Source organism: Nitrospirota bacterium, assembly GCA_020846775.1.
Taxonomy (GTDB): Bacteria; Nitrospirota; 9FT-COMBO-42-15; order HDB-SIOI813; family HDB-SIOI813; genus RBG-16-43-11.
Genome location: JADLDG010000050.1, coordinates 43,150 through 52,912, shown reverse-complemented (window position 1 = coordinate 52,912; position 9,763 = coordinate 43,150). Strand labels below are relative to the sequence as shown.

Below are 9,763 nucleotides of genomic sequence, written 5' to 3'. Positions count from 1 at the left end.
TCCAGGCTAAAAGGGTTGGAAAACACCAATGCCCCGTTTGCAGTATATCTGGAGGTTGATCATCTCCCTGACAAGATAGCCTGTTCCAATCTGTACAGACTGGGCCGGACAAGGGACGAATCTTTTGCTATAATGGCATGTGATCCAACAGTATATGACAATAAAAAAAAAGGTCTTTGCATTCTGAAGGAGTCTCCCGTGAACAGACTGCCTGAAGAACTGTACGAATCAAATAAGCGGACTCCCGCCTACCTTGAATACAAACAAAGAGAAACGGAATGTCTCGTCAGTCAGTTTAAAGAATTACTTCCAGAGGTGAACGGGAGTATTAAAGTAGTTGACAGTGCAACGCCATCTACATATGAAAGATATACCGGCACTCCTCGTGGTTCCATGTATGGGGTGAAACAATCTGTAGACCAGATAAAACTCAGTTCTGTTACTGCGATAAGAGGATTTTACCTCGGCGGACAGAGTATACATCTCCCAGGAATTATGGGCGGAGTTATTTCGGGATTTCTGAGTGTATCAAATATCTTAGGGCTGGAAACTATTTGGAATAAGGTTAGAGAATGTCGTTAAGAAAAGTTGTTATCACCGGTATGGGGGCAATCTCGCCTTTTGGAATAGGGGTTAAACCCCTTATGGAAGGTCTATATGCGGGGCAGTCTGCTGTTGTCTCTCTTAAGTCAGAGTGGGAAGAACAGGTTAAGGACTTGAATTGCTGGGTAGGTGCACCCATTAAAGAATCTCTTCCGTCAAAATCAATTTCGAGACAGTACAGACGGACTATGGGACCGACTGCCATCATGTCGCTGCTTGCTGCCAATGAGGCAACAGGAGAAGCCGGAATCTCTGAAACCGTTCTCACATCAGGAAGGACAGGTGTCAGTTTTTCTTCCTCAACAGGAAGCGCTGAGTCGTTAACCCAATATTTTAAGGAATATTTCAGCAGTGCTTCCTTAAAGAACATATCTTCCGGTTCATTTTTCCAGGTCATGAGCCATACATGCGCAGCTAATATAGCCCATGCCCTGAATATTAAAGGCAGGGTGATATCACCTGACGCTGCCTGTTCGTCTTCGACTCAGGCAATTGGCCTGGGGTATGAGGCCATTAAATACGGACTCCAGGATTTCATGTTGTGCGGAGGATCGGACGAACTGGACGCAATCGTATGCGGTTCATTTGATCTGCTCAATGCCACGTCATGCCGCTTTAATGACAGACCTACAGAGACCCCCCGGCCATTTGACCGTGACAGGGATGGAACTGTATGCGGTGAAGGGGCCGGTTGTATAATACTTGAGTCTGAAGAGTCTGCAATAAGACGCGGGGCCGTCATCCTGGCGGAGATTATTGGTTTTTCAACATTATCAGATGGCACTCATCTGGCTCAGTCCCACAGCGATTCAATTGTAAGGTGCATGGAAAATGCCCTTGACAATTCAAATTTGACGCCGAAGGATATTGACTACATCAATGCCCATGCGACCGGCACAATCCAGGGGGATATATCAGAGGCAGGGGCGATCCGTAAAGTATTTGGAGGCAGGGGAGTGCCTGTCAGCAGTCTTAAGGGACATATGGGACATACGCTGGGTGCCAGCGGCGCATTGGAGCTGGCAGCCTCTGTAAGGATGTTAAATGATGGGGTCCTGATTCCCACACTGAATCTGAAAAATCCCGGGGAGGGATGTAATGACGGTGTTAATCATCTCATGGAATTAAAAAGGGTTCAGATAACGACTTTTTTAAAAAATAGCTTTGCTTTTGGAGGCATCAACTCCATACTGGTTATAAGGAGGTATATTAACAGAAATGACTGAACAAGATATTGCGGAACGAGTAAAGAAGATCCTGATAGAGGAGTTTGAACTTAAAGAAGAGGATCTGACCCCGGAGGCGACATTATACGATGAACTGGGGCTTGATAGTCTGGACAGTGTTGATCTGGTTGTTGCTCTGGAACATGAGTTCAAATTTAAGGTCGTGAGAAATCTGGACGAAGAAAAGATTCGTTCTATACGTACTCTCAGTGATATTCATCGTTTTATTATTGAAAAGCAGAGAGCGCTTTCCCAAACCAGTCAGTGAAAGTTTCCGGATTAATAGCGGAAGGCATTTTTAGAGTTGCAGTATACGTCCTTAATGTTGTCTACCTTTCATATATAGTTCTGGCTACTGGTTTTTATTATTTATTTATTTTCCCACTCGTAATTCTTACGCTAATGGTGTTTCAAGACAGACGTCTGGATAACGCCATGAGATGTTCGAACCGGCTTTTCGGCAGCCTCCTTGTAAGGATATCATGGCCCCTGATCAGGATTAAGTGTGAGGGAAAAGAAAATATTACCAGTAACCTGCCATGTGTGGTCATAGTAAATCATCGTTCAACGGCTGACATATTTTTAAGCGCCTTCTTTACTCCCGGAAATACCGTGGTTTTTGTCCGCTCGTGGCCTTTTAAGTTATGGCTTATAGGCTGGTTCATGCGGCGTGCAGGATACATTGATGTAGAAAAGATGAACCCAAATACTTTTTTTAAAGAGGAAGGCCGCGAATTATTTAATCGGGGGGTATCTTTTCTGTTCTTCCCGGAAGGACACCGCTCCCGAGATGGTAGACTTCAGCCCTTTCGTTCAGGGGCATTCATGACGGCAGTTGAATTTAATTTGCCGGTCGTGCCGGTATGCATGACTGGAACAGAAAAATTCCTGCCTATGAATGACCATTTAATAAGGCCTGCCGGAATAAACATAGATATACTGCCGGCAGTTCATCCGTCATCATTTCCGGAAGAAAAACGCGCATTAAAACTGAAGAAACATGTTGAATCTCTGGTCAGGGAACATTTGCATGAACCGTAAAGAAACGGGGCTTTTAAGAAGCAATGAGCAATGAGGGTGAATACACGTTAGCGCTGGCTAACTGAGGAACATAAAAATAATTCCTCCCTTTAGAAAAGGGGGGAAGGGGGGATTTGAAAAGGTGTTTTCAAGTGAATAGCAACACAAATTACCAGACATCTGTATTAAAAGACCACCCGGCGAAAGACTATAACGCACTGGATTTTGAATCTTGCGAAGATATTCTTAAGATACAGGACAGGCTGCTTATAGAGCACCTTCATTACACTGTTAATAACTCCCGTTATTACCGGGAGTTATTCGACAGACATGCGCTTAACGCCAATTTAATCAAAGGTGTGAAAGATCTTGTTCAGATTCCGCTTACTACCAAGAAAGACTTAGATGGTCACAATGATAAGTTTCTTGCCTGCGATCCGAGGGATGTCGTTGATGTCTGCCAGACGTCGGCCACGACAGGTGTTGCGCCTAATATGCTTCTCCAGAGTTCATCAGACCTCGCCCGTCTTGCGTATAATGAAGAAGCGTCATTCAGGATGATCGGCATAGATGCTGGAGATACCGTGATTGTATGTGCAGCAATAGACAGATGTTTTATGGCAGGACTGGCTTATTATTTCGGCGGCTTGAAGGTCGGTGCAAGGATGGTAAGGGCAGGTGCCGGGAGTGCGGCCCAACACTGGCATATGATAAAGACAACAGGTGCAACGGTCATTGCCGGGGTGCCGTCTCTCATACGGAAGATCGGACAGTATGGACTGGAATGTGGTGATATCCCTTCAAAAACCGGTATCCGACTTCTAATAGCAATCGGGGAGGGTATTCGGGATGACAAATTAAACCTCCTTCCTTTTGCACATCAGATAGAAGAGATGTGGGGTGCCCCACTGTATTCAACCTATGCCTCAACCGAGATGGCCACGGCCTTTTGCGAATGCAGGGAGAGGAAGGGAGGGCACCTACGTCCCGAGTTAATTATCATAGAGATTGTTGATGAAAATGGAAATCCAGTCCCTTCTGGATGCACCGGCGAGGTGGTGATTACTCCACTCGGAGTTACCGGAATGCCGCTTATCAGGTACAGTACAGGTGATATCTCTTTTCTGATGACAGAGCCATGCGGTTGCGGACGCAAAACCCCGCGCCTTGGTCCGGTAATTGGCAGAAAGAATCAGATGCTTAAGTTCAAAGGCACTACTGTTTTTCCCTCCGCCATACTTTCGGCTGTAGAAGGAATAGAAGGGGTGGAAGGTGTCTGTATAGAAGCCAGGAAGAATGACGACGGCACTGACAATATATTATTATACGTAGTCTCAACTAACCCTTTGGTCTTAGAGGGGGTAATTGTGGATAAGATCAGGGCCTGCATCCGAGTCGTTCCTGAAATAATATTTATATCAGAGAAGGAGTTTGGCAATAAGACACATTATCCGGAAAAACGCAAGAAACAATTATTTATTGATTTCAGGTAACAGGCTTTGACCATGCGCCTTATACTGGTCGTGACTTTCTGTTTGTTAAATCTGATATCCGCTGCACCTGCATATTCTCTGAATTCAGGTGTCGCAGAGACCGCGCAGGCAGATTCATACTGGACGGTTCTTGGAGGCTATGGAGCCACTCATGTGGGTTTGGGCAAGACCAGTGAGCATGTAGAGACGGCAGATCTTGTATTAAGATATGGACTTGTGCTTAGGAGTGATGTTGGCCGTTCCTGGTTCAGGGGACATCATGACCTCCTGATAGAGTTACCGGTATACTTAGTCCTGAGACCTGTTGTCTCCCCTATGTTCGGCATGAATTTCCTGGCCAGCTATTTTTTTACAACATACAGGCAGGGATCACCGTATGTTTTTGCCGGGGGGGGGCCTGTATACATTGAATCGAGCAGTATCACCAACGAAGGTCTGAACGGCAATTATCAGGCTGGAATAGGTTTTCTATTCAAGACAAAAAAAGGTCATAAACTAAATGCGGAGTATAGGTTCCATCACATATCAAATGCTGGAACCAGGGACCCTAATGTACCTTTGAACTCAAGTAAGTTTTTATTGGGGATAACATTTTTCTGATCAGGAAACATGGTCAACTATGGCTGACTTAAATAACATCGTGTCGGGGCCGTCTCTGCCTGTCAAAGTCCTGGAACTGGTTCCCCACAGGGGAACCATGCTTCTTATTGATGAACTTTGTGAGTGTTCATCTGAACACGCAGTTGGCAGGGCTGCGATTACGTCGAAGAACCCATTTGTAGATGCAAGCGGGAGGCTTGAAGGTGTCTGTTTTGTAGAGTTATTAGCCCAGCTCGCAGCCTCTGCAAGGGGACATGACATCTTAAAGACGTCAGGCACAGTAAAAAATGGATTCCTGACCGGCATAAAAAATTTCATTATAAACAAGCAGGCCTCTCTTGGAGATTCGCTTGATATCCGGTTTAATAAGACATTAGAAATGGATAACGTCATTGTAATCGAAGGCGGAATATTTCTTCATAATGAATGTCTGGCATCTGGAAGGCTCAACATCCATTTGTCAGGTGAAGCACAGACAGAACCTGCGTTACATCCGGATAAAGGAATGACCGGGGGGGGTTGCGAACAGCTCAGTCCAGTCAATAGAAGCATCATTTTCAGTGGTATCAGGAAGTACCTGAACAAACAGGAAACATCTGCTGGAACCGGAAGGGCATACGGAGAATTATGTTTCGATAATGCATTTCCCGGTTTTGATGGTCATTTTCCAGGATTTGCCATATTGCCGGGTGTCGTCATGATTGATATCTCCCTTTTACTTTGCGAGGAATTACTTCAATGTCAGCTTATACTTGCGGAAATAGAGACGGCAAAGTTTACAAATTCCATTTTACCAGGGGATCTGATCGAGGCCGAAGTAAATGTAGTTGAAAACAACGAAACCTATAGAGTACGCGCAAGATTGACAACAGGGAGCAAGGTTGCTGCAACCCTTTTATTTTTGGTAAAAAGAGACGGTAATGACCAATAAACATGCGAAGACGCAATAATCCGCTATATTTTCCCGAAATTCCTGATGCGCCTCCGCCACTTGTGGCGCAGGTGAAAAGAAAGGTGCGCTTTGAGGAGGTTGATACGCTGGGGATCGTATGGCACGGACGTTATCCGAGCTACATTGAGGATGGGCGGTCGGCGTTTGGTGAAAAATACGGTATAGGTTATATGGACATGTACAGGGAAAATTTCATGGCCCCTATCGTCCGGATGCATATTGATTATCATATCCCCCTCCGGTTTCGTGAAGAATGTATAATTACTGCTTCACTGCATTGGACAGATGCCGTTCGTTTGAATTTTCAGTATATGATCTCCGGACAGGATGGCGGTGTTGCGGCTACAGGGTATACGGTTCAGCTTCTGACTAACATGAAGATGGAGGTACTGCTTGCCCGTCCTGAATTTGTGGAAGAGTTCTGCAGACGCTGGAAGGAAAATCTCTTTCATGAATGAGGTATTTGTGGCAGACACCTCTATTGTGACCGCAATGGGCAATTCGATAGATGAGATGTGGCCTGTGCTCAGTGCAGGCGGTTCAGCGATAAGGCCAGTCCAACGCTTTAATACGGACAGGCTTGCGTATCATGACGCGGCCTGTGTAGAAGGTCTGGAAACTGATAAAGGAGAAAATTTCATATGTAAATTGATGTCCGCAGCGCTGAATAATCTCAGGTCCCTTCCGAAGGATATCTTCACCATATGGACCGGAATTAAAGGGGATGTACCGTTCATTGAAGATACGGCAGAAGGAAGGAAAGGGATGCCTCCTTATCTGTCCAGACACTACCGGGAATGGGTCTGCAATTATCTTGGGATTCCAGACACCGGACTTGAAGTCAATGCTGCATGTGCCTCTTCCACAGTAGGACTCGCCATCGGGGCGCAGATGATCTCCGAAGGAAGGTGCTCATCCGTCCTTGTTTGTGCTGCGGACATGGTGAGCCGTTTTATCTTTACAGGCTTTGCATCTCTGCGCGGTCTTTCGGCAACAAAGTGCCGTCCTTATGACCTGGATAGGGATGGCTTGCATCTGGGTGAAGGGGCTGCAGCTATTCTCCTCACTGACAAAGAATCTATAGAAAGGATGGGTTATACACCTCTGGCAAGACTCACAGGCTGGGGTATAGCCAATGACGCCAATCATATTACAGGACCTGCTAAAGATGGCCGCGGCCTGATAAACTCCATAAGACCGGCCCTTGCCCAGGCAGGTCTTTCTCATGATAATGTAGAGGCATACTGTGCCCACGGTACAGGGACACCTTACAATGACGCTATGGAACTTACAGCTATTGAGTCGGTCTTCGGGTCAAGACGTTTCCCTCTGTTCTCCGTAAAAGGGGCCATAGGACACACCCTCGGGGCTGCCGGGGCAATTGAGGCTGCTATCTCCATACGTTCTATGACTGAAAAAATGGTGGTTCCTACATCAGGATTAGTCAGGCCGGAAGACAGGGCAGAGGGAAGGGCATCTGATAAAGAACAGCCCTTTCCAGGCAACAATATACTGACATCAAACTCCGGATTCGGAGGATGCAATGCGGCACTTATATTTGAGAGGATGTAAACGCTCATGCCACCCGGTCTGACATCCTGGCGTAGTCTGTCATTCTGAACCCTGTCCTGAACTTGGTGTAGGATTGTTTCAGGATCTCAAACGGTGCAGGGTCAGGAGATTCTGAAACGAGTTCAGAATGAAAGGCGGCAATGATAGGGAGGCGCTATTTTCGAGTGAGCCATCATGAGCCAGTGCTTACAAATTGGCATGAAAATAATCCCCCTTACTCCCCCTTTTTCAAAGGGGGAAATTAGTTACCCCACTTTAGAAAAGGGGGGTCAGGGGGTGATTTGAAAGGCTATTTTCGAGTGAAGGGACCTGATAAATAGATGGATATCTGGATAACTGGTGGTGCGTGGATAACTCCTAATGGACACGGCGTTATGGCGGATGGGAAACGCCCTGTGTTGGGTACAGGTACTCCAGTACTACCTTCCGAAAAAGGGTTGTTTCCACGTCCCCATCCGAGGTTCGGCCGTTTCGATGCTTATACGAAGTTTGGGTGCCTGGCCGTTGCCATGACGCTGAAAGATGCCGGCATTAGCGAAGGCGAGGCATCTGAACCGATTGGGATGGTAGTGTCAAGCCTCTGTGAAGTAATGGAAACAGACCTGGCATATTATCAAACTACACTGGAACAGGGAGGGGTTCTTTCAAGCCCCAACCTCTTTTCCTATACACTTCCTGTCATTGTCCTGGGTGAATGCGCTGTACTGTTTAATCTAACAGGCCCGACATATTGCGTTGGTGAGAGCTCCGGGCCTGGAATTAGCGCCCTTGAAAACGCAGCATCAATGATTGCCTCCGGGAAGACCAGCAGGATGCTGGCAGGCTGGATAGACAGTCCGCCAGTAAATATGATGGCTACAGGAGACCGGCCGCTGGCAGGAGCGGTATTCGTAATCCTTGACGCTAAGCCTGCTAACGTGTTATCTTTTCGAACTAAACTGATGTATGATAAGGGCAGGATGGTGCAAAGCAGCGGCAGGGATGTGACCTCACTTACAGACCTATTTGATCCCAAAGAATAATAGAGCTATGAGAATAAAAATTATTTACCCGAAGTGGAGAAAAATCGAAAGGCAGACGCAATTTCACCTCCCTCCCCACGGTCCGGTGGTCTTTGCAGCATCACTTCCTCCTTATGCGGATGTTGAATTTATAGATGAAAATGTAGACCCGCTGGATCTGGAAGACAGTCCGGACATTGTAGCTCTCTCAGTCATGCTTGCTGCACAGGTTCCCCGGGGATTTGAGATCGCTGACCACTATCGCAGACGCGGGATACCCGTGATAGCAGGAGGAATATCCGCATCCCTCCACAGCGATGAGTTTCAGCAGCATGTAGACAGCGTCTTCATGGGGGAGTCCGAGGGTCGTATAGAAAAGGTGCTTGAAGACTTCATGAATAACAGACTTGCTGCGGTTTACGATGAGAGAGGAGACCTTCCTCCGGTTGAATTGGTAGGACCGGCAAGGCGCGGCATCCTGAACCGTGAACGCTATACTTATCGGGGGATTAAGATGCTGGATCTGGTACACGCATCCAGGGGCTGCCGTTTCAAGTGCTTCCCCTGCTGCACGCCGTTCCTTGGAGGGCAGTTATTCAGACCCCGCCCCATCTCAAAGGTAGTTGAAGAGATTAATTCAATTGACAATAACAGACTCTTTTTAGTTGACAATTCTCTGGCCCAGAATTACCAATGGGAGGAAGAGCTCTTTAAGGCGCTTATCCCGTTGAAAAAGAAGTGGGTAAGCCATCCAATCGAGGATGACGACAAGCTTCTCGATCTGGCGTATCAGGCCGGCGCCTGGTATGTTTACCAGGCGGTCTTCGATACATCCGATGTCATTCGAAACCGGATCAAAAAGTACAAAGATCATGGTATTGGTGTTGAAGGGACTATTATCCTCGGCACAGATGACCAGGACATTGATTATATAAAGAGGCTGGTAGACTTCCTGCTGGAGATCGGGCTGGATCTTGCCGAGTTCACCATCATGACACCATTCATGCATACCCCCATCAGGGCGCAGCTTGAAAAAGAGGGGAGAATCCTCAGCAATAACTGGGCGGATTACACATGCGACAGGGTCGTCTTCCAGCCCAAAAAGATGACATGCACTGAATTGCAGGATATATATGAATATGCATGGGATACCTTCTATAAAGAAAGACCGCAGGAATTGAAGATGGGTGACCTGTTTATGAAGGTAATACAAAGGGAGATAGCAGATGGCACTTATCAATCACCGCCCAAACCTAAAGATTATGCTCGACACACCAGGCAGTGTTGAACCCTTTT

At 46.7% G+C, this 9,763-nt stretch carries 11 protein-coding genes; all 11 read left to right on the top strand.

Annotated features, from left to right (window positions below):
• Positions 1 to 15: 15 nt before the first annotated feature.
• The 11 genes from IT392_07850 (at position 16) to IT392_07800 (ending at position 9,755) form a co-directional block, all read left to right on the top strand.
• On the top strand, positions 16 to 582 hold the full coding sequence (locus IT392_07850) for a hypothetical protein (GenBank protein MCC6544398.1): 567 nt from the start codon (positions 16 to 18) through the stop codon (positions 580 to 582).
• Positions 573 to 1,829 (top strand): beta-ketoacyl-[acyl-carrier-protein] synthase family protein, encoded by a 1,257-nt coding sequence (locus IT392_07845; GenBank protein ID MCC6544397.1) that lies wholly within the window; start codon positions 573 to 575, stop codon positions 1,827 to 1,829. The genes IT392_07850 and IT392_07845 overlap by 10 nt, the downstream gene beginning before the upstream one ends.
• Positions 1,822 to 2,097 (top strand): acyl carrier protein, encoded by a 276-nt coding sequence (locus IT392_07840; protein ID MCC6544396.1) that lies wholly within the window; start codon positions 1,822 to 1,824, stop codon positions 2,095 to 2,097. Before IT392_07845 ends, IT392_07840 begins: the two co-directional genes overlap by 8 nt.
• A gap of 167 nt (positions 2,098 to 2,264) precedes the next feature.
• Positions 2,265 to 2,870: a 1-acyl-sn-glycerol-3-phosphate acyltransferase gene (locus IT392_07835; GenBank protein ID MCC6544395.1), complete on the top strand. Its 606-nt coding sequence runs from the start codon at positions 2,265 to 2,267 to the stop codon at positions 2,868 to 2,870.
• 131 nt (positions 2,871 to 3,001) lie between these two features.
• Positions 3,002 to 4,342: an AMP-binding protein gene (locus tag IT392_07830; protein ID MCC6544394.1), complete on the top strand. Its 1,341-nt coding sequence runs from the start codon at positions 3,002 to 3,004 to the stop codon at positions 4,340 to 4,342.
• A gap of 12 nt (positions 4,343 to 4,354) precedes the next feature.
• Positions 4,355 to 4,942, top strand: coding sequence for an acyloxyacyl hydrolase (locus IT392_07825; GenBank protein MCC6544393.1), 588 nt, complete (start codon positions 4,355 to 4,357; stop codon positions 4,940 to 4,942).
• A 19-nt stretch (positions 4,943 to 4,961) separates the two neighbouring features.
• The gene (locus tag IT392_07820) at positions 4,962 to 5,873 is read left to right on the top strand and encodes a hypothetical protein (GenBank protein MCC6544392.1); all 912 of its coding nucleotides are present in this window, start codon (positions 4,962 to 4,964) and stop codon (positions 5,871 to 5,873) included.
• Between the two features lie 2 nt (positions 5,874 to 5,875).
• Positions 5,876 to 6,352, top strand: coding sequence for an acyl-CoA thioesterase (locus IT392_07815; GenBank protein MCC6544391.1), 477 nt, complete (start codon positions 5,876 to 5,878; stop codon positions 6,350 to 6,352).
• Positions 6,345 to 7,466 carry a beta-ketoacyl-[acyl-carrier-protein] synthase family protein gene (locus IT392_07810; protein MCC6544390.1) on the top strand — a complete coding sequence of 374 codons (1,122 nt, stop codon included), beginning with the start codon at positions 6,345 to 6,347 and terminating at the stop codon, positions 7,464 to 7,466. The genes IT392_07815 and IT392_07810 overlap by 8 nt, the downstream gene beginning before the upstream one ends.
• Before the next feature lie 320 nt (positions 7,467 to 7,786).
• Positions 7,787 to 8,488, top strand: coding sequence for a hypothetical protein (locus IT392_07805; GenBank protein ID MCC6544389.1), 702 nt, complete (start codon positions 7,787 to 7,789; stop codon positions 8,486 to 8,488).
• 7 nt (positions 8,489 to 8,495) lie between these two features.
• A complete protein-coding gene (locus IT392_07800) occupies positions 8,496 to 9,755 on the top strand; it encodes a radical SAM protein (protein ID MCC6544388.1) in 1,260 nt (419 codons plus the stop codon).
• The last annotated feature ends 8 nt before the right edge of the window (positions 9,756 to 9,763 follow it).

Coding starts and splice junctions, on each gene's coding strand:
- IT392_07845 (MCC6544397.1), top strand. CDS start 573: ATGTCGTTAAGAAAAGTTGTTATCACCGGTATGGGGGCAATCTCGCCT.
- IT392_07840 (MCC6544396.1), top strand. CDS start 1,822: ATGACTGAACAAGATATTGCGGAACGAGTAAAGAAGATCCTGATAGAG.
- IT392_07835 (MCC6544395.1), top strand. CDS start 2,265: ATGAGATGTTCGAACCGGCTTTTCGGCAGCCTCCTTGTAAGGATATCA.
- IT392_07825 (MCC6544393.1), top strand. CDS start 4,355: ATGCGCCTTATACTGGTCGTGACTTTCTGTTTGTTAAATCTGATATCC.
- IT392_07820 (MCC6544392.1), top strand. CDS start 4,962: ATGGCTGACTTAAATAACATCGTGTCGGGGCCGTCTCTGCCTGTCAAA.
- IT392_07815 (MCC6544391.1), top strand. CDS start 5,876: ATGCGAAGACGCAATAATCCGCTATATTTTCCCGAAATTCCTGATGCG.
- IT392_07810 (MCC6544390.1), top strand. CDS start 6,345: ATGAATGAGGTATTTGTGGCAGACACCTCTATTGTGACCGCAATGGGC.
- IT392_07805 (MCC6544389.1), top strand. CDS start 7,787: ATGGATATCTGGATAACTGGTGGTGCGTGGATAACTCCTAATGGACAC.
- IT392_07800 (MCC6544388.1), top strand. CDS start 8,496: ATGAGAATAAAAATTATTTACCCGAAGTGGAGAAAAATCGAAAGGCAG.